The sequence below is a fragment of the Sodalis sp. RH24 genome, from assembly GCF_047324145.1.
In the GTDB taxonomy this organism is placed as follows: domain Bacteria; phylum Pseudomonadota; class Gammaproteobacteria; order Enterobacterales; family Enterobacteriaceae; genus Acerihabitans.
The window spans coordinates 5293385-5317610 of the sequence record NZ_CP178729.1 but is presented as its reverse complement, the minus strand read 5'-3'; the positions used below and the strand labels follow the sequence as shown (position 1 = coordinate 5317610).

General features: G+C 62.3%; 17 protein-coding genes. 6 read left to right on the top strand and 11 right to left on the bottom strand.

The annotated features are described in order from the left end of the window. Positions 1 to 61: 61 nt before the first annotated feature. On the bottom strand, positions 62 to 2938 hold the full coding sequence (gene rcsC / locus ACL2XG_RS24175; RefSeq protein WP_413723322.1) for a two-component system sensor histidine kinase RcsC: 2877 nt from the start codon (positions 2936 to 2938) through the stop codon (positions 62 to 64). Between the two features lie 147 nt (positions 2939 to 3085). After that, a complete protein-coding gene (gene gyrA / locus ACL2XG_RS24170) occupies positions 3086 to 5767 on the bottom strand; it encodes a DNA topoisomerase (ATP-hydrolyzing) subunit A (RefSeq protein ID WP_413723323.1) in 2682 nt (893 codons plus the stop codon). Positions 5768 to 6006: 239 nt separating this feature from the next. Here gyrA and ubiG point away from each other — a divergent pair, with 239 nt between their 5' ends. From ubiG to ACL2XG_RS24145, 5 genes are all read left to right on the top strand, one after another. After that, positions 6007 to 6750 (top strand): bifunctional 2-polyprenyl-6-hydroxyphenol methylase/3-demethylubiquinol 3-O-methyltransferase UbiG, encoded by a 744-nt coding sequence (ubiG, locus tag ACL2XG_RS24165; protein WP_410016767.1) that lies wholly within the window; start codon positions 6007 to 6009, stop codon positions 6748 to 6750. Positions 6751 to 7065: 315 nt separating this feature from the next. Then, positions 7066 to 9351 (top strand): class 1a ribonucleoside-diphosphate reductase subunit alpha, encoded by a 2286-nt coding sequence (nrdA, locus tag ACL2XG_RS24160; protein WP_410014235.1) that lies wholly within the window; start codon positions 7066 to 7068, stop codon positions 9349 to 9351. A 49-nt stretch (positions 9352 to 9400) separates the two neighbouring features. Continuing rightward, on the top strand, positions 9401 to 10531 hold the full coding sequence (nrdB, locus tag ACL2XG_RS24155; protein WP_413723324.1) for a class Ia ribonucleoside-diphosphate reductase subunit beta: 1131 nt from the start codon (positions 9401 to 9403) through the stop codon (positions 10529 to 10531). A gap of 12 nt (positions 10532 to 10543) precedes the next feature. After that, positions 10544 to 10804, top strand: coding sequence for a class I ribonucleotide reductase maintenance protein YfaE (yfaE, locus tag ACL2XG_RS24150; protein WP_410016766.1), 261 nt, complete (start codon positions 10544 to 10546; stop codon positions 10802 to 10804). Positions 10805 to 10935: 131 nt separating this feature from the next. Next, positions 10936 to 12447 carry an MFS transporter gene (locus ACL2XG_RS24145; RefSeq protein ID WP_410014233.1) on the top strand — a complete coding sequence of 504 codons (1512 nt, stop codon included), beginning with the start codon at positions 10936 to 10938 and terminating at the stop codon, positions 12445 to 12447. A gap of 84 nt (positions 12448 to 12531) precedes the next feature. Here ACL2XG_RS24145 and ACL2XG_RS24140 read toward each other — a convergent pair whose 3' ends face one another. Next, positions 12532 to 13668, bottom strand: coding sequence for an epoxide hydrolase family protein (locus tag ACL2XG_RS24140; protein WP_413723325.1), 1137 nt, complete (start codon positions 13666 to 13668; stop codon positions 12532 to 12534). A gap of 179 nt (positions 13669 to 13847) precedes the next feature. Here ACL2XG_RS24140 and ACL2XG_RS24135 point away from each other — a divergent pair, with 179 nt between their 5' ends. After that, positions 13848 to 14747: a LysR family transcriptional regulator gene (locus ACL2XG_RS24135; RefSeq protein ID WP_410014231.1), complete on the top strand. Its 900-nt coding sequence runs from the start codon at positions 13848 to 13850 to the stop codon at positions 14745 to 14747. 102 nt (positions 14748 to 14849) lie between these two features. On the opposite strand, the gene ACL2XG_RS24130 is transcribed toward ACL2XG_RS24135, so the two are convergent. From ACL2XG_RS24130 to elaB, 8 genes are all read right to left on the bottom strand, one after another. Next, positions 14850 to 16133 carry a nicotinamide mononucleotide deamidase-related protein YfaY gene (locus ACL2XG_RS24130; protein WP_413723326.1) on the bottom strand — a complete coding sequence of 428 codons (1284 nt, stop codon included), beginning with the start codon at positions 16131 to 16133 and terminating at the stop codon, positions 14850 to 14852. A gap of 64 nt (positions 16134 to 16197) precedes the next feature. After that, positions 16198 to 17595, bottom strand: a complete 1398-nt coding sequence (gene menE, locus ACL2XG_RS24125; RefSeq protein ID WP_413723327.1) for an o-succinylbenzoate--CoA ligase — start codon at positions 17593 to 17595, stop codon at positions 16198 to 16200. 37 nt (positions 17596 to 17632) lie between these two features. Further along, positions 17633 to 18652: an o-succinylbenzoate synthase gene (gene menC / locus ACL2XG_RS24120; RefSeq protein WP_413723328.1), complete on the bottom strand. Its 1020-nt coding sequence runs from the start codon at positions 18650 to 18652 to the stop codon at positions 17633 to 17635. Continuing rightward, positions 18652 to 19509 carry a 1,4-dihydroxy-2-naphthoyl-CoA synthase gene (gene menB, locus ACL2XG_RS24115; RefSeq protein ID WP_410014227.1) on the bottom strand — a complete coding sequence of 286 codons (858 nt, stop codon included), beginning with the start codon at positions 19507 to 19509 and terminating at the stop codon, positions 18652 to 18654. Before menB ends, menC begins: the two co-directional genes overlap by 1 nt. A gap of 11 nt (positions 19510 to 19520) precedes the next feature. Continuing rightward, positions 19521 to 20462 (bottom strand): 2-succinyl-6-hydroxy-2,4-cyclohexadiene-1-carboxylate synthase, encoded by a 942-nt coding sequence (menH, locus tag ACL2XG_RS24110; RefSeq protein ID WP_413723329.1) that lies wholly within the window; start codon positions 20460 to 20462, stop codon positions 19521 to 19523. Then, on the bottom strand, positions 20459 to 22162 hold the full coding sequence (gene menD, locus ACL2XG_RS24105; protein ID WP_413723330.1) for a 2-succinyl-5-enolpyruvyl-6-hydroxy-3-cyclohexene-1-carboxylic-acid synthase: 1704 nt from the start codon (positions 22160 to 22162) through the stop codon (positions 20459 to 20461). The genes menH and menD overlap by 4 nt, the downstream gene beginning before the upstream one ends. A 135-nt stretch (positions 22163 to 22297) precedes the next feature. Continuing rightward, positions 22298 to 23662, bottom strand: coding sequence for an isochorismate synthase MenF (gene menF / locus ACL2XG_RS24100; RefSeq protein WP_413723331.1), 1365 nt, complete (start codon positions 23660 to 23662; stop codon positions 22298 to 22300). 189 nt (positions 23663 to 23851) lie between these two features. Beyond that, positions 23852 to 24172 (bottom strand): stress response protein ElaB, encoded by a 321-nt coding sequence (elaB, locus tag ACL2XG_RS24095; protein WP_410014223.1) that lies wholly within the window; start codon positions 24170 to 24172, stop codon positions 23852 to 23854. Between the last annotated feature and the right edge of the window lie 54 nt (positions 24173 to 24226).

The following is a 24226-nucleotide window of genomic DNA, read 5'->3' as shown; positions in this document are numbered from 1 at the left end:
TTCTCTACCCTCACCGTCCCTCGTGCCATGGCGCCGCCATACGCAGCGCATTCCATTGCCTTTAACCGGCATCGGCGGGAGATTGCTGGCGTTGCCGCCGGGTCTGCTGGCTGAAATGCGCCAGCGCCGGCTGCAATACGCTCAGGGTGACCGGCTTGGACAGGCAGTTGTCCATGCCCGCATCCAGGCAGCGCTGTTTTTCCTCCGCCAGGGCGTTGGCGGTCACGCCAATCACCGGCAGCTGGACGCCCTGCCCGCGTAAGCGCCGGGTCAGCTGGTAGCCGTCCATATTCGGCATATTGACATCGGTAAGGATGATATCCACCGACTGTTTTTGCAGCGTCCCCAGCGCATCCACCCCATCGTTGGCGGTAATCACCTGGTAGCCCAGCGATTCAAGCTGATCCGCCAGCAGCCGGCGATTAATGGGGTGATCGTCCACCACCAGGATGCGGATATCGTTATTAAGGTCGCAGGCATTCTGCATCATGGCCGCCGGCGAGGGCAACGCCGGCACCGTCTTCTGGTCATCGCGGCAGATTTTCAGCAACAGCAGCGGCAGCGCGTCCGCGAAGGCCGAGCTTAGCCACCATTCCCCCGCGGACATTTCCTGCGCGGGGCCGATATGGTTGACCATAAAACGGATCCAGACGCGCGGGCGTTGCGCCGGCGCATCATCGTCATCGGTAATGAACACGGATTCGTTGTCAATGTCCTGCCAGGTATGGCGTTTAACCACCATGCCTTCGGCGCCCAGCAAACGGATCAGGTAAGCCTCCAGCGCCGCATTGCGCACATGCAGCCAGCAGACGCGCCCGTACAGGTCGCTGCTCAGCACCGGCGGCGCGTAGCTTGCCTGGTAGAGCGGCAGCCGGATGGTAAACTGGCTTCCCAGCCCGGTCTCGGACTCAACGGCGATATCGCCGTCCATCAGATTGACCAGCTTTTCACAGATGGCCAGCCCCAGCCCGGTGCCATGGGACTGCTGCTGCCCGCCGCTGCCCAATTGCACAAAGGGGTCGAACAGCCGCAGCAGCTCGCGCTGCTGGATGCCCACGCCGGTGTCGCGTATCTGGAACAGCAGGTAATCCGCGTCGCGATAAACGCGGATCACCAGGCAACCGCTGTGGGTAAATTTAATGGCGTTATTCAGCAGATTGGACAACACCTGCTGCAGGCGCACCGGATCGCCGCGCAGGTTCTGCGGCACGTCGGGATCGATAAAGCAGTACAACCCTAAGCGTTTTTTCACCACCAGCGACAGGTAATTGCCGGCGATATGGCTGACCACTTCCCGCGGGGAAAAACACCGCGGCTCGATTTTCAGCTGTTCGGATTCAATTTTCGAAAAGTCGAGGATATCGCTGATGATATTGAGCAATAACGCGGAAGAGTTGTCCATCGCCATCACCAGGCGATCGACGCCGTCCGGCAGCGCCTTGGTCTTGATCAAATCGAGATTGCCGATGATACCGTACAAGGGGGTGCGCAACTCATGGCTGACCGTGGCCAGGAACATCGACTTCGCCTGGCTGGTCTGTTCCGCCGCCGCCGCCATTTCCTGCAAGGATTCCTCCATTTTTACCCGGGCGCTGATATCCACCAGCACGCAGATGGCGACGTTTTCATTACGATAGCGCGAATGCACGAAGCTGATTTGCAGGTTATTATTATTGCTGGTCATGACATCGACAAAATTCACCTGCTGGCCGCAGATGATATGGATGATGCGCTGCCGATCCTCAAACGTCAGCAGGCTGAGATAATTATGCGCCAGCTCATTGCTGATAAGGTTAGCGCCGTCGCTGATGCGCAGGATGCAGATGCCCACCGGCGCGGAGGCGACGATTTTGCGATTAAACTGCTCGTTCTCCTCCAGCTGCAGGGCGTTTTTTTCCGCCGGGGAGAACATCCTGCGCTCAAACAGCCAGGCCAGCATAAACAGCAGGGTGGCCGACAGGACATTCAACAACAAAGCATTAAAAATCAGCGGCTTGAAATTTTCCACCATCGTGGTCAGCGCCAGTGAATACAGGATGCTCAACGACGACGGCGCCAGGTTTCTTTTCATCACCAGGTTTTTATAGCTATCCGTATAACCGTAATAGCTGGCCTGCGCCGGATACTCCGTCAGCGCCGACGCTTTGCGCTCCCCGTCGGCTAGCGACAGCACCGGCATATTGCCCTGATCCAGCAGGGTGATGCCGATAGGCAGGGTACTGGCGGTGGAAAAATCCTCCAGCCGGATGCTCAGTTCTATACCCAGCAACGCCTGCAGTTTGCTGGCGACATAGATGGGCGTCAATACGTACAGCGAGCCGCTGCCGGAGCGCGCGCCGGGCACCACCCAATACAAGTCGTCCTCGCGTCCGTTTTGGCGCGCGTTGCGGTATTTGATTATCTCCTGCTGCAGACTTTTCGGCAGGGAGGCCGCCGTGCCCGCGGTGCCGCGGAAGTTGAAATCCGCCATGCAGAGGCTTTCGCCGCTGATATAAAACACCCGGTTAAGGTCGTAGGCATCGGAAAAACTGTCTTTCCAGTAGCTGAGGAAATAACTCAGGGAATCGACGGCGTTATGGTATTCGGTACCGGTGCCGCTACAGTCGGCAGTGGGATAGAGCGGCGAAATATCGGGGCGGCTGGCCTTGCCGGCAAATACGCCGTTAAGCATATCCAGTCCCGGCAGGCCGGCGTTAAGCCGGTTTTCCGCCACATATTTAATTTCCCGCATAATGGTGGTGGAACGGGTGATATAGGCCTGGGCCTGGCCGTAGCTGGTGTAATACTCCTGGCGCAGATCGGACTCGCGCTGGTGTAATTGGCTGATAATGTAAAAAGCCGACAGCAGCGCGCCCAGCGCCCACAGCAATAGCGCCAGGGTGCGGAACAGATAGCGGGATATTTTTACCGTTGTGCGAAATGATGTGAAGTATTTCAAGAAAGTCACGTTCCGGTAATAGTCTTTAATCGGAGGCCAGCGTATGCGTTACACTACCGGCCCCCTATAAAAAAAGCCAGCGCGGCGGCTGGCTTTCGGGGCGGCCGTGCCGCCCGGCGCTATGCTGACACCGGGCGGCGGCGGCAATCAGGCGTTCGGCTCGTCGTCTCCGTCCGCCAAGTCATCGTCGTCCGCGCCGATATCGTCGCCGGCATCCTCGCCATCGATATCCTCATCGGCGGCGTCTTCGATTTCGTCGCCATCGGCCAGGCCTTCGACGCTGTCAAGCTCTTCGTCGTCAACCGGCTCGGCCACGCGCTGCAGGCCGACCACATGCTCGTTTTCAGCGGTGCGGATCAGGGTCACGCCCTGGGTATTGCGCCCGACGATGCTGACCTCGGAAACCCGGGTACGCACCAGGGTGCCGGCGTCGGTGATCATCATGATCTGATCGGTATCGGCCACCTGCACCGCGCCGACCACCTCGCCGTTGCGTTCGCTCACCTTAATCGAGATCACGCCGAGGGTGGCGCGGGATTTGGTGGGGTATTCCTCCTGGGCGGTACGTTTACCGTAACCATGCTGGGTAACGGTCAGGATCGGCCCGTCTCCGCGCGGTATGATAAGCGACACCACGCGATCCTTCTCGGCCAGGTTGATGCCGCGCACGCCGGTGGCGGTACGGCCCATGGAGCGCACTTGCCCTTCCGGGAAGCGCACGACCTTACCGTAGGCCGAGAACAGCATGACTTCGTTCTTGCCGTCGGTCAGATCGACGCCGATCAGTTCGTCGCCCTCGTTGAGGTTGACGGCGATGATGCCGGCGCTGCGCGGCCGGCTGAACTCGGTCAGTGCGGTTTTCTTCACGGTGCCGCTGGCGGTCGCCATAAACACATGGCGGCCTTCCTCATATTCCCGCACCGGCAGGATGGCGGTGATGCGTTCATTCGGCTCAAGGGGCAGCAGATTGACGATCGGCCGGCCACGGGCGCCGCGACTGGCTTCCGGCAGTTGGTATACTTTCATCCAGTACATACGGCCGCGGCTGGAAAACAGCAGGATGGTGTCATGGGTATTGGCCACCAGCAGCCTGTCGATAAAGTCTTCTTCCTTGATGCGCGCCGCCGATTTGCCCTTGCCGCCGCGCCGTTGGGCTTCGTAATCGGTCAGAGGCTGGTATTTGACATAGCCCTGGTGGGACAGGGTCACCACCACGTCTTCCTCGTTGATCAGATCTTCGATATTGATATCCGAGGTATTGGCGGTGATTTCAGTGCGGCGGGGGTCGTTGTACTGCTCTTTCATCGCGTTCAGTTCTTCGCGAATCACTTCCATCAGCCGATCGGGATTTTCCAGGATAATAATCAGTTCAGCGATTTGATCCAGCAGCTCTTTGTACTCGTCGAGCAGCTTTTCATGCTCCAGTCCGGTCAGTTTCTGCAGGCGCAAATCCAGGATGGCCTGGGCCTGCTGTTCGGTCAGGTAATATTTGCCGTCACGGATGCCGAACTCCGGCTCCAGCCATTCCGGGCGGGCGGCGTCGTCGCCGGCGCGCTCAAGCATGGCCGCCACGGTGCCCAGCTCCCAGGGACGGGCCACCAGCCCGGCCTTGGCTTCCGTCGGATTCTGCGCGTTGCGGATAAGCTCGATGATCGGATCGATATTCGCCAGCGCCACGGCCAGGGCTTCAAGGATATGGGCGCGGTCGCGCGCCTTGCGCAGTTCAAAAATGGTACGGCGGGTAACCACTTCGCGGCGGTGGCGGACAAAGGCGGACAAAATATCCTTCAGCGCCATGATCCTTGGCTGGCCCTGGTGCAGCGCCACCATATTGATGCCGAACGACACCTGCAGCTGCGTCTGGGAGTAGAGGTTGTTCAATACCACCTCGCCCACCGCGTCGCGCTTGATTTCGATCACGATGCGCATGCCGTCTTTATCGGATTCGTCGCGCAGGGCGCTGATGCCCTCGATACGCTTGTCCTTGACCAGTTCGGCAATCTTCTCGATCAGCCGGGCTTTGTTCACCTGGTACGGAATTTCATGCACGATAATGGTTTCGCGGCCGCTTTTGGCATCCGCTTCCACTTCCGCGCGGGCGCGAATGAGGATTTTGCCGCGTCCGGTGCGATAGGCTTCTTCAATGCCGCGCCGGCCGTTGATAATGGCGGCGGTGGGGAAGTCCGGCCCCGGGATATGTTCCATCAGCCCTTCGACGCTGATATTTTCATCATCGATATAGGCCAGGCAGCCGTTGATCACCTCGGTGAGGTTATGCGGCGGAATATTGGTGGCCATGCCGACCGCGATACCGGAGGAACCGTTGATCAGCAGGTTGGGAACCTTGGTGGGCATGACCTCGGGGATCTGCTCGGTGCCGTCGTAGTTCGGCACGTAGTCCACGGTGTCTTTTTCGAGGTCCGCCAATAACTCATGGGCGATTTTCGACATGCGGATTTCGGTATAACGCATCGCCGCGGCGGAGTCGCCGTCGACGGAACCGAAGTTACCCTGGCCATCCACCAGCATATAACGCAGCGAGAACGGCTGGGCCATACGCACGATGGTGTCGTAGACCGCGGAATCACCATGGGGGTGATATTTACCGATAACGTCCCCGACCACACGGGCCGATTTTTTGTAAGGTTTATTCCAGTCGTTACCTAGCACACTCATCGCGAATAAAACGCGGCGGTGTACCGGCTTCAGTCCATCACGTACATCCGGCAGCGCACGTCCGATAATCACGGACATGGCATAATCCAGATAAGAGCGTTTCATCTCTTCTTCGATGTTGACCGGTGTTATTTCTCTGGCAAGGTCGCTCATGCAGCCGCTATCCCTCTACTAATTGATGCATCTACCCGGATTTGAAGGTGCCAAAGTATACCATACATCGGTGATTCAGGGAAAATAGTCGGCGCCCGGAAGCATCCGCGCCGGTGATTTCCGCCGTTATGCCGCTGGTCAGTTGCGCGGTTAACGGTATACTTGCCGCAGGCGGGAAGATTCTCCCCGGGAAACACCTGTATGAATGCAAACACCAACGCGATAAGGGAGCGTGCGTGATGAATCCGGAAGTCAGCAGCAATAAACAGGACGTCGTGCGCCACGACAATGTCGATCAGCAGGAAATTGCCAAATTTGACGCCGTCGCCTCGCGCTGGTGGGATCTGGAGGGCGAATTCAAGCCGCTGCACCGGATCAATCCGCTGCGCCTGGACTATATCCTGGGCCGCGCCGGGGGCTTGTTCGGTAAAGACGTGCTGGACGTGGGCTGCGGCGGCGGCATCCTGACGGAGAGCATGGCGCGCGAAGGGGCGCGGGCGACCGGCCTTGACATGGGCACCGAGCCGCTGGCGGTGGCGCGCCTTCACGCGCTGGAGACCGGGATAAACATCGACTATATCCAGCAAACGGTGGAAGACCATGCCGCGGCCAATCCCGGACGTTACGACGTGGTCACCTGTATGGAAATGCTGGAGCACGTGCCCGACCCGGCCTCGATCGTGCGCGCCTGCGCCCGGCTGGTGAAACCCGGCGGCGACGTGTTTTTCTCCACCCTGAACCGCAACCCCAAGTCGTGGCTGATGGCCATCGTCGGCGCCGAGTACCTGCTGCGCATCGTGCCGCGCGGCACCCATGACATCAGGAAATTCATCAAGCCGTCCGAGCTGCTGAACTGGCTGGAAAGCACCCCCCTGCGCGAGCGCCATATCATCGGGCTGCATTATAATCCGCTGCGCGATCGTTTTACCCTCGGCGGCAATGTCGACGTTAACTATATGCTGCATACGCGCCACGCGTCTTGACCGACAGGGGTAGCGAAAATCGTTACCCCTAGTTTAATAAAACACCAAATAATCCCTTTTCGAATTTTTTTCGCCGGCCATTGACATGCGCTAAGCGCCGGTGAAATAGCGCTTTAAAGAATCCGTTAACATTTCACCCCCAAGTTATCCACAAAATCGGGCGTTTTAGTCCCTTGCATTGGCTGCGGTTTGTCACTATCTTGTTATCAAATTAACGAAAAAACCCTATATATAGTGTTTTACCGCAACGGGAGACACTATTTTTCTTATGCGCGAGCATAAAGCCCGGGGTCACTCAGACAGGTATTGCGGCTTATGAACCAGAGTCTGCTTGTTACAAAACGCGACGGCAGTAAAGAAAAAATCAACCTCGACAAGATCCACCGCGTGATCGACTGGGCGGCGGAAGGCCTGGAAAACGTCTCGGTTTCCCAGGTCGAGCTCCGCTCCCATATCCAGTTTTACGACGGCATCAAAACCGCCGATATCCATGAAACCATTATCAAGGCGGCGGCGGATCTCATTTCCCGCGATGCCCCGGATTATCAGTACCTGGCCGCCCGTCTGGCGGTATTCCACCTGCGTAAAAAAGCCTACGGCCAGTTTGAGCCGCCGAAGCTGTACGATCACGTCACCCGGCTGGTGGAAATGGGCAAATACGACCGCCATCTGCTGGAAGACTACAGCGCCGAAGAGTTTGCCCTGATGGACGGCTTTATCGACCACTGGCGCGATATGAATTTTTCCTATGCGGCGGTGAAACAGCTGGAAGGCAAATACCTGGTACAAAACCGGGTCAGCGGCCAGATCTACGAAAGCGCGCAGTTCCTGTATATCCTGGTGGCGGCCTGCCTGTTCTCGGGTTATGACCGCGCCACCCGCCTGGACTATGTGAAACGTTTTTACGACGCCATTTCCACCTTTAAGATCTCGCTGCCGACGCCCATCATGTCCGGCGTGCGTACCCCGACCCGCCAGTTCAGCTCCTGCGTGCTGATTGAGTGCGGCGACAGCCTGGATTCCATCAACGCCACCTCCAGCGCCATCGTCAAATATGTCTCGCAGCGCGCCGGCATCGGCATCAACGCGGGCCGCATCCGGGCGCTGGGCAGCCCGATCCGCGGCGGCGAAGCCTTCCATACCGGCTGCGTGCCGTTTTATAAACACTTCCAGACCGCGGTGAAGTCCTGTTCCCAGGGCGGCGTGCGCGGCGGCGCGGCCACCTTGTTTTACCCGATGTGGCATCTTGAGGTGGAAAGCCTGCTGGTATTGAAAAACAACCGCGGGGTGGAAGGCAACCGCGTGCGCCATATGGACTACGGCGTACAGATTAACAAGCTGATGTACCAGCGCCTGGTCAAGGGCGAGGACATCACGTTGTTCAGCCCGTCCGACGTGCCGGGGCTGTATGACGCTTTTTTTGCCGACCAGGAAGAGTTTGAACGGCTGTATACCCGGTATGAGCAGGACGACAGTATCCGCAAGCAGCGCGTCAAGGCGGTGGATCTGTTCTCGTTGATGATGCAGGAACGCGCCTCCACCGGCCGCATCTATATCCAGCACGTGGACCATTGTAATACCCACAGCCCGTTCGACGCGTCCGTGGCGCCGATCCGCCAGTCCAACCTGTGCCTGGAAATCGCCCTGCCGACCAAACCGCTGGAAGACGTTAACGACGAAAGCGGGGAAATCGCGCTGTGCACCCTGTCGGCGTTTAACCTGGGCGCCCTGGACAGCCTGGATGACCTGAAAGAGCTGGCGACGCTTGCGGTGCGCGCGCTCGACGCCCTGCTCGATTACCAGGACTATCCGATCCCGGCCGCGCAGCGCGGCGCCATGGGCCGGCGCACGCTGGGCGTGGGCGTGATCAACTACGCCTATTACCTGGCGAAAAACGGCGTGCGCTATTCCGACGGCAGCGCCAATAACCTGACGCACCGTACGTTCGAAGCCATCCAGTATTACCTGCTGAAGGCATCCAACGAACTGGCGCAGGAGCGCGGCGCCTGTCCGTGGTTTAACGAAACCACCTACGCCCAGGGCATCCTGCCCATAGATACCTATAAAAAGGATCTCGACGCCATTTGCAGCGAGCCGCTGCATTATGACTGGGAAACCCTGCGCGCCGATATTCAGCGGCACGGCCTGCGCAACTCCACCCTCTCGGCGCTGATGCCCTCCGAGACGTCGTCGCAGATTTCCAACGCCACCAACGGCATTGAGCCGCCGCGCGGTTATGTCAGCATCAAGGCCTCCAAGGACGGCATCCTGCGCCAGGTGGTGCCGGAGTCCAACCGGCTGAAGGACGCCTATGAACTGTTATGGGAAATGCCCAACAACGACGGTTACCTGCATCTGGTGGGCGTCATGCAGAAGTTTGTCGACCAGGCGATTTCGGCCAATACCAACTACGATCCGTCCCGTTTCCCGGCGGGTAAAGTGCCGATGAAGCAGTTGCTGAAAGATTTGCTGACCGCGTATAAGTTCGGCGTCAAGACGCTGTATTATCAAAATACCCGCGATGGCGCCGAAGATGCGCAGGAAGATATGCAGGCCGCCGCCGAGACCGACGATTGCGAAAGCGGCGCCTGTAAGATTTAACACCGGCCGCGGGCGGCGCTGGCGCCGTCCGTGGGTAACAGGAGTGACCATGGCCTATACCACATTTTCACAGCATAAAAACAACCAGCTGCTCGAGCCGATGTTCTTCGGCCAGAACGTTAACGTGGCGCGTTACGACCAGCAAAAATACGATATTTTCGAAAAGCTGATTGAAAAACAGCTCTCCTTCTTCTGGCGGCCGGAAGAAGTGGACGTATCGCGCGATCGTATCGATTTCCAGGCGCTGCCGGAGCATGAAAAGCATATTTTCCTCAGCAACCTGAAATACCAGACCCTGCTCGACTCCATCCAGGGACGCAGCCCCAACGTGGCGCTGCTGCCGCTGATCTCCATTCCCGAGCTGGAGACCTGGGTGGAAACCTGGGCCTTTTCGGAAACCATCCATTCCCGGTCCTATACCCATATCATCCGCAATATCGTCAACGATCCGTCGCTGGTGTTCGACGATATCGTCACCAACGAGGAGATCCTCAAGCGGGCCAAGGATATTTCGGGGTACTACGACGATCTGATCGAGCTGACCGGCTATTACCATCTGCTGGGCGTCGGCACCCATCAGGTGAACGGCCGGGAAGTGACGGTTAACCTGCGCGAGCTGAAGAAAAAGCTGTATCTGTGCCTGATGAGCGTCAATGCCCTGGAGGCGGTGCGGTTTTACGTCAGCTTCGCCTGCTCCTTTGCGTTCGCCGAGCGCGAGCTGATGGAAGGCAACGCCAAGATTATCCGCCTGATCGCCCGCGACGAGGCCCTGCATCTGACCGGCACCCAGCATATGCTGAACCTGCTGCGTTCCGGCGAGGATGACCCGGAAATGGCCGAGATCGCCAAAGAATGCCAGCAGGCATGCTACGACCTGTTTGTGCTGGCGGCGGAGCAGGAAAAGGAGTGGGCCAGCTATCTGTTCCGCGACGGCTCGATGATCGGGCTGAACAAGGATATCCTGTGCCAGTATGTGGATTATATTACCAATATCCGCATGCAGGCGGTGGGCCTGGAACTGCCGTTCGCCACCCGCTCCAATCCCATCCCCTGGATCAATACCTGGCTGGTGTCCGATAACGTACAGGTGGCGCCGCAGGAGGTGGAGGTGAGCTCCTATCTTGTCGGCCAGATTGACTCCGAGGTCAACGCCGACGACCTTAGCGACTTTCAGCTGTAAGCCGCCGTGTCCCTGCCCCTGCCTATGATCACGCTGCGCCGCGATGGGACGCGCCTGGCCTGCGAGAGCCGCCACGGTTCGCTGCTGGACGCGCTGGAAGCGCACCAGGTGCCGGTGGAATCCCAGTGCCGCTCGGGTTATTGCGGCGCCTGTCGCCTGCGCCTGGCGCAGGGGCAGGTACAATATCAGCATGCTCCGCTGGCGTTTATCCGGCCCGGCGAGATCCTGCCCTGCTGCTGCCTGCCCGTGGCGGATATCGAACTGGAGCTGTAATGCCGCCGCGGGTTGCACCAGCAGCGTGCAACCTATTATTTTGTATTAAGTTATAACTTTTCGGCCTTTCCCTGGGGCCGGCCGCTGGGTATGCTGCGCCTTACCTTTTCGATTTAATCAATAAGCACGCTATGTCCCTACTCCTGAGTACCGCCCACACCGCGACGCTGGACGCCGATATGGCGCCCGAAGGCGATCCGGTATTTATCAAGAGCGCCGCTGATATCTCCCAACTGGTCAACGCCGGTACGCAAAAACGCAATCATGCCGGCATCATTATCGGCATTGCGCTGGGCGGCGTGTTCCTCGACGCCTACGATCTGGGGGCGCTGGCCTTTGGGGTCAAGGATATTACCCGCGAGTTTAACCTGACGCCGGCCGGCACCGGCATGGTGGCCTCGGCAATCACCTTCGGCGCTATCGTCGGCGCGTTTTTCGGCGGTTACCTGACCGATAAAATCGGCCGCTACCGGGTGTTTATGGCGGATATGTTCTTTTTTGTCATCGCCGCGCTGGCCTGCGCCTTTGCGCCCAACGAGTGGGTGCTGGCCGGGGCGCGGTTTGTGATGGGGCTGGGGGTCGGCATTGATTTGCCGGTGGCCATGGCCTTCCTGGCGGAGTTTTCCCGTTTGCAGGGACGGGGCAACAAGGCGGCCAGCATCGCCATGTGGTGCCCCACCTGGTATGCCGCCATCAGCGTGTCGTACCTGCTGGTGCTGCTGCTATACGGCGTGCTGCCCGCGGGGTATACCGATTGGCTATGGCGCCTGATATTGGGTTTCGGCGCCGTGCCGGCGCTGTTTATCATCGCCATTCGCAGCAAATATATGAGCGAGTCGCCGGTATGGGCGGCCAATCAGGGCGATCTGGCCGGCGCGGCGCGCATCCTCAGGCGCTCCTACGGCATTAACGCCCGGGTGGCGGCGGACGCCGGCAAGGGCCCGGCCGCCGTACCCGCGCGCCGCGCGCGTTTTCGCAATTACGGCGAACTGCTCAAAGGCATTTACCTTAAGCGCACCGTGCTGGCGACCATTATCGCCGTGGCCTCGTCTTTTGCCTATAACGCCGTGGCGTTCGGCCTGCCGGTGATCATCAGCAGTTTCCTGGCGCAGTCCATGCTGACCACGATTCTGGCGTCGCTGGCGCTGAACCTGCTGTTTGCGTTTGTCGGCGGGCTGATAGCGGTGCGCTGGGTGCCGCGTTTCGGCGCCTGGAACATGACGGTGCTGGGGTATGCCTTCCAGCTGGCGGCGCTTATCGGCCTGGCGCTGATCGGCCGGCCGGCCGACGGGCTGCACGCGGGACTGGCTATCGCCATGCTGGCGCTGTTTTTATTCGGTCAGGGCATCGGCCCCGGTTCGCACAGCATGACCTTCGCGTCGTTAAGTTATCCGACCTCGCTGCGCGGCGTTGGGGTAGGATTTAACCAGACGCTGATGCGCGCCAGCTCCACCGTTTCACTGTTCCTGTTTCCGGTCTTGGCGGCATTGCTGAATACCGGCGTGTTCTGGGTGATTGCCATCGCGCCGCTGGCCGGACTGGCGGCGCTGTTGACGATTCGCTGGGAACCGTCGGGTTATGATGTGGATGCGGAGGATTTTGCCGCCCCGCTCCGCCCCGCCGGGGATACTCAGTCGCGTTAAAACAGGGCCGTTGCCGGCGCCGGCATTGAAGCCCTGGGACGTAAAGGCGCTGCGGCACCCCGGAGACGAAGCCGCCGCGCCTTATCAGCGCGCGGCCAACACCGTGGCGATGAACGCGCGCAGGTCCGCCAACATCAGATCCGGCTGTTCCAGCGCGGCGAAATGGCCGCCCCTCTCCATGTCCGTCCAATGCACGATATTGTAGGTCTTTTCGGCAAACGAGCGTGGCGTCGGCAGAAAGACGGGATCGGGAAACGCCGCGACGCCCATCGGCGCCTGGACGCGGGTTCCGGCCGGGAACCGATCCGCGCCTTCCAGGCGCTTGCCATGGTAAATCCACATTGCCGTGACCGCCGCCGGCGTCGCGATATACAGCATGATATTGGTGAGCAACTCCTCTTCCGAGTATGTGCTCCAGATGTCCGGACCGCCGTCGGCCGTCGTCGGCAGATCCGACCATTTACCGAATTTTTCGAGTATCCAGCCGGCCGCGCCGACCGGGCTGTCGGCCAGCGCGACGCCCAGTGTCTGCGGGCGCGTCTCCTGCTCGTGATTATAGCCCGTCTCCCAATCGAGGATCGCGGCGCGGCGGGAGAACAGATCCTTTTCCTCCGGCGTGGTGGGAACGCTATCCCCGGCGAAGATGCTCACCATATTGATATGGAAACCGAGCAGCGCGTCCGGCCGCGCGTACGCCAGCCAGCTGGCGATATGCGCCCCCCAATCGCCCCCTTGGACGAAGTAGCGCGCCTGGCCGAACAAGCGCGTCATCAGCCCGTGCATAAGCTCGGCCGACCGGCGCGGCCCGATAACGCCGGTGATGGGGTTCGAGAAGGCAAAGCCTGGGAGCGAGGGAACGATGACATCGTGCCCATCGGCGGCAAGCGGCGCCAGCAGCCGCTCGAACTCCAGATACGAGCCCGGCCAGCCGTGCAGGAGGAGTACGGGGGGCTTGGACCCGTCTCCCTTCACATGGACGAAATGGATATGCTCGCCTTCGACAACCGTCGTGAAATTGGGGAGCTGGTTGATGCGCCGCTCCACCTCGCGCCACTGATAGCTGTCCCGCCAGTAGGCGACGAGCCGTTTGAGGTCGCCGATGCCGACGCCCGCCGACCAACCGCCCGCATCCGCCAGCAAATGCCAGTCATAACCTTCGACTTTCGCCCTGATCGCGGCGAGCCGCTGGTCAGGAATATGTATCTGGTAAGGTGAAACCATAGTCCTCTCCTCATGGGTGCCGTAGATTGCACAGAGATGGGGATAGCGTTGAGCTTCAACCGCAGCGGCCACGGTTAAAAGGCATTGCACTCCCTTATGCAAAGATAGACTCACGCCATGCGGACGTCTATGCTATGAATTTGCTCAATTCTTTTGCGTAAAACGCACAGGTGGTATTTATGGCCCTGGCCGGCGATCTGGAAATCTTCGTGCTCGTCGCGGAGGAAGGCGGTTTTTCGGCGGCGGGACGCCGGCTGAAGGTGGCGCCGTCTTCAATCGCGCGGGTCATCGACCGCATCGAAGCACGGCTTGGCGTTCGCCTGCTGCTGCGAACCACGCGCTCGCTGATACTCACGCCCGAGGGCATGACTTATCTGGCGTCTGCCCGGCGCATCATCGCGGATCTGAAGGAAACCGAGCAGTCCATTGCGAATCAGAGTTCCCCCAGGGGGCGTCTGCGGATTTGTCTGTCGCTGCAGTATGGAAAAATGTTCGTCGTACCGCTTCTTCGCGCGTTCATGCAGCAATACCCCGGCATCCTGCTGGAAATCATTGCCACCGACGCCGTCGTGGACATCGCCGCGGGCCAGGCGGACGTTGCAGTGCGGCTGGGGCCGCTGCCCGACGGACTGCTTACCGCCCGCCGGCTTGGCGTCACCCATAAGGTCATCGTGGCGTCTCCGGACTATCTCGCACGTCGCGGCACGCCGGCGGTTCCGGAGGATCTCTACCATCACGATTGTATTGGCTTCAACTTCAAACGCGCCGCGCCAACGTGGCCGTTTCGCAAAGACGGCCGCGATTATTCATTGCCGATCACGGGCTGCGTGGAAACGAATAATGGCGATACGGAAGGCCAACTGGCCCTCGAAGGGATCGGGATCGCGCGTGTTTGCGCCGAGACGGTGGCAGACGCCATCCAGGCAGGCAGGCTCGTGCCTATCCTCGACGCGTTCAATCCCGGCGATGGTGAGGAGGTGCATGCGGTATTCGTGGGCGGAGCGCACACACCGGCCAGGGTGCGTTGCTTCGTCGATTACCTCGTTGGGCGGCTGTGCGCATCGCCTGCGCAACCGTGATTACAGCCACGCCTTGACGGGGGAGAGCAGCCGGGGTGTGCCTGGTCCGACGTTAACGCCAGACCGGAGGCCCGCCGTGATGCCGATTACCGCCCGCGGCGCTTACGCCAGGGTTGCGGCGATGCGTATCCAGCCGTGCTCGCCGTAGACCGGCCAGCCGTTCAGCCAACGTCTGAGCATATTCAGCGCCATCAGCGACACCATTTCCTGGCGGGTTTTCAGGCCGTGGCGCTGTATGCTGACGGCGAACACCACCGTTTGGGCGTAATCGCCGTCCGGCGTGTGCAGCGCCAGGCTCAGGCTGTCCTGCGCCATATCGCCGACCACCAGCGCAAGCTGCGTGCCGTGACGCGCCGCCAGCCCTTGCGCCTGCCGGGCCAGCTTTCGCAAAAGCGACTGGGCGTCGTGGGCCGGGGGGGCATCCGCCGCGCTTAGGTGCCCGGAGAAGGTGTCGCCATCGGCAGTACCGGCGATCTCAGGGCCGGGGGCCTCCAGCCATTCGCCGCCCTTGACCGGCATGCCCGCGCTCTGGCATTGCCAGGTCAGCAGTCCGGCGGTAAAACGTTCGCCGATGGCCAGGGTCAGCGGACGCTGATGCAGACGTTGCGCCAGCTGGGTCGGCAGATCGTCGGTACCTTCAAAAATAGCGCTTTCACCGGCCACCGCGCGCACTTTTTGCCAGGCCAATTCCATGGCGTCGCGCTCATGGGCCGGGCCGGTCAGTTTTAATTCGATAATCGGCATTGAGGATCGGTAGCCCAGCACCACCTCTTCCGGCAGCGTCATGTCGTCAAGCTGGCTCGCCAGCTCGCTTTCCGCACGGCCGAAGGTGGTGAGACGCAGGCACAGCGGCGGATCCGGCAGATCGAAACGTTCGCGCAGGCGCGGCACGATTTGCTGCTCGACCATCACCTTGAACTCCGACGGCACGCCGGGAGTAAAAAACATCAGGCAGCGGTTAAGCTGCAGGGCAAAACCGCAGGCGGTGCCCACCGGATTATCGATCATCTCGGCATTGGCGGGAATTTGCGCCTGCTTGCGGTTGCTCGGCGCCATCACCCGGCCGCGTTCGGCGAAAAAGGCTTCGATTTTCGCCAGCCATTCGGGATGTTCGATCAGTTCCTCGCCGGTGGCGGTGGCGGCGGCCAGCGCGCTGAGATCGTCGCTGGTCGGCCCCAGGCCGCCGTTGACGATCATGATATCGGCGCGCAGGCTGCGCTCGGTCAGCGCCGCCACCAAGGCGGAGAGGTTGTCGCCTACGGTCATGCGCGCGCTCATCGGCAGCCCCTGCTCAAACAAATAGTTCGCCAGCCAGGCCGCATTGGTATCGAGAATCTGTCCATGCAGCACTTCGTCGCCGGTGCACAGCATTTCTACCCTAAGCATGCTTCTCTCCTCTCATCTTTATACCGCCACTTTAGAAAGCCGGACCGACAAACACAACCTTTCTTTAGGGATTTAACGCGAATTGCGCCTGCGCCAGCCGGGTAAGCTGGCTGCGCGGGATTTTTATGCCGCCGGCGTCCAGCTTGTCCGGCAGCACCTGGCGCAGGGCAAGATAGGCGATCGGGCGCTGCCACGGCGCCAGCTGCGGCTCCAGCCAGGCGCGCAGCTCGGGAAAAGGCGCATCGGCCTCCAGCACCGCCACCGGCCGCTGGCCGTACTCCCCGTCGTCCACCGGCACCACAAACGACTGGCGCACGGCGGGATGGGCGGCCAGGATGCGTTCGATATCCTCCGGCTGTACCCCTTCGCCGCCGCAAAAAAAGACATTATCCAGCCGGCCGCTGATATGCAGTTCGCCGTCGACAAACCGGCCGCCGTCGCGGGTATGAAACCAGCCGTCGTCATCGGCCAGCTTCAGCAACCGGCCCTGCTGCCAGTAACCCGCGGCCATGCTGCTGCCGCGCAGCCACACTTCACCGTCCACCAGCCGCAGTTCGCGGCCGTCCAGGGGCGAACCGACGCCGCCCGAGGCATCGGCGCGCTTGGCGCAGACGGTGGAGGCAAACTCCGTCAGGCCGTAGCCGCACCAGCAGCGCACGCCGAGCGCTTCCGCCCGGCGGGTCAGCTCAAGGGGGATCATCGCGCCGCCCAGCAGCACATCCTGCAGGCTAAGCCGCGCGGGGTCACCCTGCAGCAGACGCCACAGCTGCGTCGGCACCAGCGAGGCGTGGGTGCATCCGGCCAGCGCCCGTTCCAGCGGCTGGTCCCGGGCCAGCGCCAGCGTGGCGCCCACCGCCAGCCAGCGCCAGACGATGCCTTGCCCGGAAACATGGCACAGCGGCAGCGACAACAGCCAGCGATGGCGGTTCTGGAAAGCCATCAGCCGCGTGACGCCCCGGGCGCTGGCCAGGTGCGCGGCGTAGGTATGGGCCGCCGCCTTGGGCAGGCCGCTGGAACCGGAAGTCAGCGTCAGGGTCGCCAGCCGGTTAACCTGCCAGGACACCATCGGCGCGGCGGCGGCGGCGGAGTCGGCGTCGATTATCGTTAACGGCGCGATGGTCCCGGGCCAGGGCAGGCCGCGCGCGCACCAGCCAAAATCCATATTCAGCGTCGGCAGGCGCTGCGCCAGCAGTTCGGCCGGCAACAGGGGATTCAGGGGAAGAACCCGCGCGCCGCATTGCAGCGCGGCCAGATACGCCAGCAGCAGATCCAGGCTGTTTTTACCGCGCAACGCCACTCCGCAGCCCACCGTGACGCCCGCCCGCTGCCAGGCGGCGGCCATCTGGTCGACGCGCATCACCAGGTTGCGCCAGCTCCAGTCGGCGTCGTCGGCGCGCAGCGCAATACTGTGCGGCGTCTGCTGCGCCCAATGGTGCCAGGGCCAGGTAGCGAAAGTCATCATGATTGCATCTTCATAGTAAGCCGGTCCGGAGATTGCCTTAAAGGCGGCGGGCCGTCGGCTCCAGTCGTGTTTGAGAGAGTTGCCCGGCGGTGCATAACGGCAGCGGGCTGCCGGACCAGGGACGGATCAGCTGCGAATGCATCAGCGTAAGGGTATCCAGGCCGGGCTGGATACCCGGCGTCAGCCAGGCGGCCAGGCGCGAAAGCTGCGTCAGGCCCAGGCTGGACTCGATGGCCGAACTGATAACCGCCGTCAGTCCCTCCCGGTGCGCCTGGGCAACCAGCGCGCGACAGCGCGCCAGGCTGCCGGTGAGCGTGGGTTTGATGACCGCCGCCGCCACGCCCTGCTGGGCGCGGAGTTGAAAATCCGGCTCGCGCAGGCTTTCATCCCAGGCAATCGCGATGCCGGTATCGCGGGCAAAGGCCAGCGATTGCGCCGGCGTGGCGCAGGGTTCTTCCAGAAAATCGATACGCGCGATAAGGGAGGGGTCAAGATAGCGGGCAAAGCCGGCGGCCTTGGCCGGGGTCCAGCTGCGGTTGGCGTCCAGCCGCACATGCAGATCCGGCACCGCTTCCAGCAGCAGGTTGACCATGACGGCGTCGCGGATCGCTTCATACATGCCGACCTTGATCTTGGCAATCTTCCTGCCGGGCAACGCCGCGAGCATCGGTATCAGCCTATCGGGATCGCCGGTGCACAGCGGCACGGTCTGATAAGGCGCCGCGTCGGGCAGTTCACCCGCCAGCTCGGCCAGGGCCATGCTGATGCCGAACGCCACCGACGGCGCCGCGGGGCCGGAAGCCAACGCCAGACCGCCGCCGTCCGCCGCCGCGTCCTCGCCGTCGACCCAGCGCCGCAGCAGCTCCAGCGCCGACGCCTCCGCCTCGATCAGCGTTTCGCGGCTGAAGCCGGGCAGCGGCGCGATTTCCCCCAGGCCATCACGGCCGTCGCACTCCAGCCGCACCACCAGGCCGTCACGGCTTTTCAGGCGCTGGTTGCGCAGCACCACGCCGGCTTCCATCGGCAGGCTGTAGCGGTAGATCGTTGCGCTGCGCATCAGGGGTTCCGCTTGAATTTGCTGAAGTCGGGCTGGCGTTTCTCAACGAACGCATTGCGCCCTTCCTGCCCTTCCTCCGTCATGTAAAACAGCATGGTGGCGTTGCCCGCCAGCTCCTGCAGCCCCGCCTGGCCGTCACAGTCCGCATTCAGCGCGGCCTTCAGGCAGCGCAGCGCCATCGGACTGTTCTGCAGCATTTCCCGGCACCAGCGTACGGTTTCCTTCTCCAGGTCGGCCAGCGGCACAACGGTATTGACCAGCCCCATGTCCAGCGCCTGCCGCGCATCGTACTGCCGGCAAAGGAACCAGATTTCCCGGGCTTTTTTCTGGCCGACGATGCGCGCCATATAGGCCGCGCCCCAGCCGCCGTCGAAGGAGCCGACTTTAGGCCCGGTCTGGCCGAATACCGCATTGTCCGCCGCCAGGGTCAGGTCGCACATCATGTGCAGCACATGGCCGCCGCCGATGGCGAAACCCGCCACCATCGCCACCACCGGTTTCGGGCAGGTGCGGATCTGGCGCTGGAAGTCCAGCACGTTAAGATGATGCACGCCGCTGTCGTCCTTATAACCGCCGTAGTCGCCGCGCACCTTCTGGTCGCCGCCGGAACAGAACGCCTTATCTCCTTCGCCGGTAAGAATAATCACGCCGATGCCTTCGTCGTAACGGGCGTCGGCCATGGCCTGGATCATTTCTTTGACCGTCAGCGGCCGGAACGCATTACGTACCTGGGGCCGGTTGATGGTAATCCGGGCGATGCCGTCGGCGGACTTATGATAGCGGATATCCTCGAAATCGCCGCTGCAATCGCGCCAATCGATAGGGGCGTACCACTGGTCTTCGCTGGGTTTAAGCATAAAACATTCCTTTAATGAAACGGAGCTAGCAGGGTGAGCAGTTGGCCGGCAAAAGCCGGCGGGTTGGCCCGGTGGGCATTGTGGCCGGCGCCGGGCACCGGGACCAGGGGCAATGCCGCCCCACGGGCCAGGGCGGTAAATTTGCCGTCGTGTTCGCCGCACAGGTAACCGAACGGCAGGTCCAGCGCGCGCAACCGCGCCGCCAGATCGGGCTGCCGCGCCAGCGAGGTGGCCAGGAGCATGGCCGCGACAGCCGCGCCGTCATTGGCGGCGCGCAGCGCGACCAGCTGCCGGCGCGCGTCGTCGGACAAATCGCCGAACACCGGCTGGCGGTACCAGTCGGCCAGTACCGCGGTTATCGGCTGCCGGCTGAAGCGCCGTGCCCACAGGCCGTCGTGGCGCAGACGGTCCGCGCGCTCCCGCCGGTGCGCCAGGCCGGGATGGGCGCCTTCGACAAACAGTCCGCACAGCCCCTCTTGACCGTTCGCGCCGGCGGCGCCGGGGATATTACCCGCGCCACACCGTCCCCGGCAGGCATGGTAGAGCGCAATGCGCCCGCCCAGGGAATAACCGATAAGAATATAGCGGGTGATGCCCAGCGCGGCCAGCGTATGCGCAAGCCCGGCGGACACCGCGGCAAAGTCCAGCCCGGCCGTCTGTCGCGGGGCGCCGCCATCAGCCGCCTGCTCGCGGTGAAGCGCGCACGCCGGCGCACGGGCAGCGCCCGCATCGGGCCCATGCCCCGGCAGGTTGAGCGTCGCCAGGGACCAGTCGCTGAAATAAGGCAGTACCGGCGACCAGTCGTCGCCGCTGCCCAGCAGGCCGTGCAGCCAGACCAGCCACGGCCGGCAGGGATCGCCCCGGCGCAGGCGGCTTACCGTCCAGCCGGCGCCCTTCCCCGGCCCGACGGGAATGCCGATTGCCGCAGGCGGCAGTGGAGCATGGCGGTTCATGGCCTGGCCATCCCGGCCACCAATTGGCGAAAAACATCCGCGCCCTCCCGGGGCGGCACCGCCAGCTCCAGCAGCGTGGCCGCCCCGCCCCCAGGCCGGCGCCAGGCGCGCTGAACGCAGTCGCGCAGTTCAGCGGCGTTCCCGGGCCGCAGGTAATCCAGCCCGAACAGCGCCGCCGCGTGGCGAAACTCCACCTGCTGCGGCATCACGTAAAAACGCTCGCGCACCGCTTCCGGCGTCGGCAATAACGAAAAAATCTGGCCGCCGTTATTATTGATCACCACGATCACCACCGGCGCCGTGGTATGACGAAACAGCGCCAGGGCATTCAGGTCGTAAAGCGCCGATAGATCGCCCACCAGCGCAAGCAGCGGCCGGTCGCCGGCGCGCTGTACGCCGGCGGCGGTGGCCAGCAGGCCGTCGATGCCGCTGGCTCCGCGGTTACCATATACCGGGTAACCCGCCGGCAGTTGGGCCAGCGCATCCACCAGCCGTATCGTCAGGCTGTTGCCCAGGAACAGCGCGCCGCCCGCGGGCAGCAGATCGTTAAGATGGCAGGCCAGCTGGGCTTCGCCCAGGCCGTCGGCAAGCGCCGCCCGGATGCGATCCCGCGCCAGCGCGGCGAATCCGGCCAGTTCAGGGGCCCAGGGAGCCTGCGTGCGCGCGGGATGATCGCCAAGCCACGCGCCGATGGGCGCACTGATGCGCCGCCCCCGGTGATGGGCCGGATCGAGGCGGCCCGGCAGCGGGTCGACCAGCCAGTACTCCGCCGGGCGGCACTGCTCCTGCCATTGCAGCAGCCGTTTACCGGTCAGGCTGCCGCCGAACTGGATCACCAGCTCAGCCTGATCCAGCACCCGACGCGCCTCGGGATGGGCCAGCCAGAGATCGGCATAAGGCAGCGGCTGGCCGGTCTGCGACAGCACATCGCCAATCAGCGGCCAGCCGAGCGCGGCCGCCCATGCCGCCAGGCGCGCTCCCTGTTCGCAGGGGATGCGCCCGGCAATCACCACCCCTTTACGCGTGCGCCACTGCGCCCAGTCCGGCACGGCGGCGGGCGCGGCGGGCAGCGGAAGCGCCAGCCAGGGGCCGGCGTCCTGCCACCAGTCGCCGAGCGCGCGCGACCAAGCGTCGTCGCCATTTTCGTCTGGGCCATAGAGCGGTTCAGCGAACGGGCAGTTAATATGCACCGCGCCCGGCGCCGGGTCCGCCAGCGCCCGATCCAGGGTGGAAACCAGCCAGCGCGCAGGGATATCCGGCGTCGGGCGCGGCAGATCCACGCGCTGGACGGCAAAACCGGCAAACAGTCCCGGCTGGCGGATAGCCTGGTTGGCGCCGCAGTCGATAAGCTCCGGCGGCCGATCGGCGGTCAGCATAATCAGCTTTTCCCCGGTCAGGCTGGCTTCGATCACCGCCGGGTACAGATTGGCCGCCGCGGTGCCGGACGTAACGATCACCGCCACCGGCCCGCGCGCCGCCTTGGCCAGGCCGAGGGCCAGATGCCCCAGCCCGCGCTCGTCGAAATGGGTATGGCACAGGATGGACGGATGTTCCGCCGCCGCCAGGGTCAGGGGGGTGGAGCGTGAGCCGGGCGCGATACAGATATGCCCTACCCCATGGCGGGTGAGGGTTTCCAGCAGCACCCTGGCCCAGCGCCGGTTAAATTGTGAAGACATGTCTGGCAAAACGGATGTAGTCATGGAACCTTCTGTCAGTGCGCGTCTGAACCCATGCGTGATCGGCGGATAACCCCGGCGGCGCGGATGCCGATCAATAACGGCTCCGGCATTATATTTTGTTTCAGCCGCGGGATGTTGATATAGAACCGGATTCCCTTAATTCGGCGCGACGGCTTGGTCGCCGGTAAACAGGGTCCTGAGCCCGGCGGCCTTGTTGTTCACTTCCTGCCATTCCCGATCCGCATCCGATCCCTCGACAATGCCTGCCCCGGCATAAAGCCAGAGCGACTCCCGCTCCATCAGCGCACAGCGCAGGGTCACGCAAAATTCCGTCTGCGCATCCGAGAGATAGCCGGCCGAGCCCGCATACCATTGCCGGTCGAACGGCTCGTGGCGGGCGATAAAGGCGCGGGCGACGTCGCGCGGCAACCCCGCCACCGCGGCGGTGGGCTGCAGCATGGCCAGACAGCGGACATCATCGCGGCAGTCCAGGCGCGCAGTAATGGCGCGGCGCAAATGCTGCACGGTGCGCAGCCGCACGATCTCCGGCGGCATGACGTCGAGCGTCACCGCCGCCTCCTGCAGCCGCTGGCAAATATCGTCGACCACCAGCAGGTTTTCCCGCTGGTTTTTATCATCGTTCATCAGCCAGCGCGCCAGTTGCCCGGCATTGGCCGTGGGGCTCCGGGTAGCCACCGTGCCGGCCAGCGCCTCGGTATCCAGCATTTCCTGGCGCCGCAGGTAAAGCCGCTCGGGACTGGAGCCCAAAAACGCCCGCTGCGCCGACCAGGCCAGCATATAGTGATAGCAATCGAGATTGACCCGACGGCTGGCCGCCATCAGGGCGTGAGGGTCGAGGTGGCCTTTAAAGCCGAGCCGGGTGCGGCGGGCCAACACCACCTTGGTTAATCCGCCCTGGCCAAAGGCGGCCAGGGCCTGGGAGACCATCATTCGCCAACGGGCGTGTTCCGGCTCGTGCACCTCTTCGCGCAGTTGCGCCGACCAGGGCGCCAGGGGTGCTGCGGGCGCGGCCTGCTGCAGCCAGGCCAGGCACCGCCTGGCGTCGTCGCGCAGGGAAACATCGCTTGCCAGGTTCAGCACCAGCCGGTGTGACGCCCCGTCGCGCTCCCAGGTCAGGCGCGGCAAAAACAGGCAGCTTTCCGGCTCGCCGCCGCGGCCGGCGCCGTTGTCATCATCGCCGGCGTCGCTATCGTCTTCACCGCCGAAGGCATTGATGCCCCAAAGGCGCAGCGCAGGCCAGGCCGTGCTATGGGCCGCCATAAAGTCCCGCGCCTTGCTCAGGCGATCGAAGATGCGCAGGCCGCCGCCTGCCGCCGCTTCCTGCGCGCCGTCGCGATGCTGCCAGTAGAATTGGGGATACAGCGGGGTGGCATGCAGCCAGTCAAGCATCGGCACATGGCTGCCGGGAGTCCAGGGAAGCGCAATCTGATACAGGCCGGGCCCAGCGGAGATGCCGGCATCAATATGCTGTTGCAGCGCCGAGTTGAGTAACGTCAGCATAGAGACCCCTACCCCAAGACCTAATTAAGAGTATGGATTATACGGTTTACGGAAGCAAAAACGAAAGATTAGCGCAATTAAGTATGATGAATGGCGTAATAAATAGCATGACTTGTTCATTCCCGCCGGCGCGGCGGCGGAAAATACCGGCTGGTGAGCGCGCCAGCCGGATAACTTGGCACAGAAACCTTAGCGACGGGCCAGCAGCAGCCCGAACACCAGGCCGACGGACGCCCCGATACCGACACCGTGCCAGGGATTTTCCTGCACATAGTCATCGGCGCGGTAAACCGCCTGTTTGGCCCGGTAATAGTAATTATCGGACGCATGGCTGATGCGTTTTTTAACTTCTTCCAGCGCCGCTTCGGCACGGGTTTTTAGCTCAACATATTTTTGATCCGCCTTGTCGCCGGAATAGGCCAGCACTTCCTCCAGCGTCTCGGACAGCAACTGCACGTCATCATCAACATGAGTTTCATGCGGTTGGATGGGATCTGTCGGGGTTACCATAATTGTTCTCCGTGTTCTGATGAAAGACCGTCACTCTAACTATAGTCATAAATT

Bases quoted from the DNA above. Each gene is read 5' to 3' on its own strand.
- gyrA (WP_413723323.1), bottom strand. From the start codon at position 5,767: ATGAGCGACCTTGCCAGAGAAATAACACCGGTCAACATCGAAGAAGAG.
- ubiG (WP_410016767.1), top strand. From the start codon at position 6,007: ATGAATCCGGAAGTCAGCAGCAATAAACAGGACGTCGTGCGCCACGAC.
- nrdA (WP_410014235.1), top strand. From the start codon at position 7,066: ATGAACCAGAGTCTGCTTGTTACAAAACGCGACGGCAGTAAAGAAAAA.
- nrdB (WP_413723324.1), top strand. From the start codon at position 9,401: ATGGCCTATACCACATTTTCACAGCATAAAAACAACCAGCTGCTCGAG.
- ACL2XG_RS24145 (WP_410014233.1), top strand. From the start codon at position 10,936: ATGTCCCTACTCCTGAGTACCGCCCACACCGCGACGCTGGACGCCGAT.
- ACL2XG_RS24140 (WP_413723325.1), bottom strand. From the start codon at position 13,668: ATGGTTTCACCTTACCAGATACATATTCCTGACCAGCGGCTCGCCGCG.
- ACL2XG_RS24135 (WP_410014231.1), top strand. From the start codon at position 13,848: ATGGCCCTGGCCGGCGATCTGGAAATCTTCGTGCTCGTCGCGGAGGAA.
- ACL2XG_RS24130 (WP_413723326.1), bottom strand. From the start codon at position 16,133: ATGCTTAGGGTAGAAATGCTGTGCACCGGCGACGAAGTGCTGCATGGA.
- menE (WP_413723327.1), bottom strand. From the start codon at position 17,595: ATGATGACTTTCGCTACCTGGCCCTGGCACCATTGGGCGCAGCAGACG.
- menC (WP_413723328.1), bottom strand. From the start codon at position 18,652: ATGCGCAGCGCAACGATCTACCGCTACAGCCTGCCGATGGAAGCCGGC.
- menB (WP_410014227.1), bottom strand. From the start codon at position 19,509: ATGCTTAAACCCAGCGAAGACCAGTGGTACGCCCCTATCGATTGGCGC.
- menH (WP_413723329.1), bottom strand. From the start codon at position 20,462: ATGAACCGCCATGCTCCACTGCCGCCTGCGGCAATCGGCATTCCCGTC.
- menD (WP_413723330.1), bottom strand. From the start codon at position 22,162: ATGACTACATCCGTTTTGCCAGACATGTCTTCACAATTTAACCGGCGC.
- menF (WP_413723331.1), bottom strand. From the start codon at position 23,662: ATGCTGACGTTACTCAACTCGGCGCTGCAACAGCATATTGATGCCGGC.
- elaB (WP_410014223.1), bottom strand. From the start codon at position 24,172: ATGGTAACCCCGACAGATCCCATCCAACCGCATGAAACTCATGTTGAT.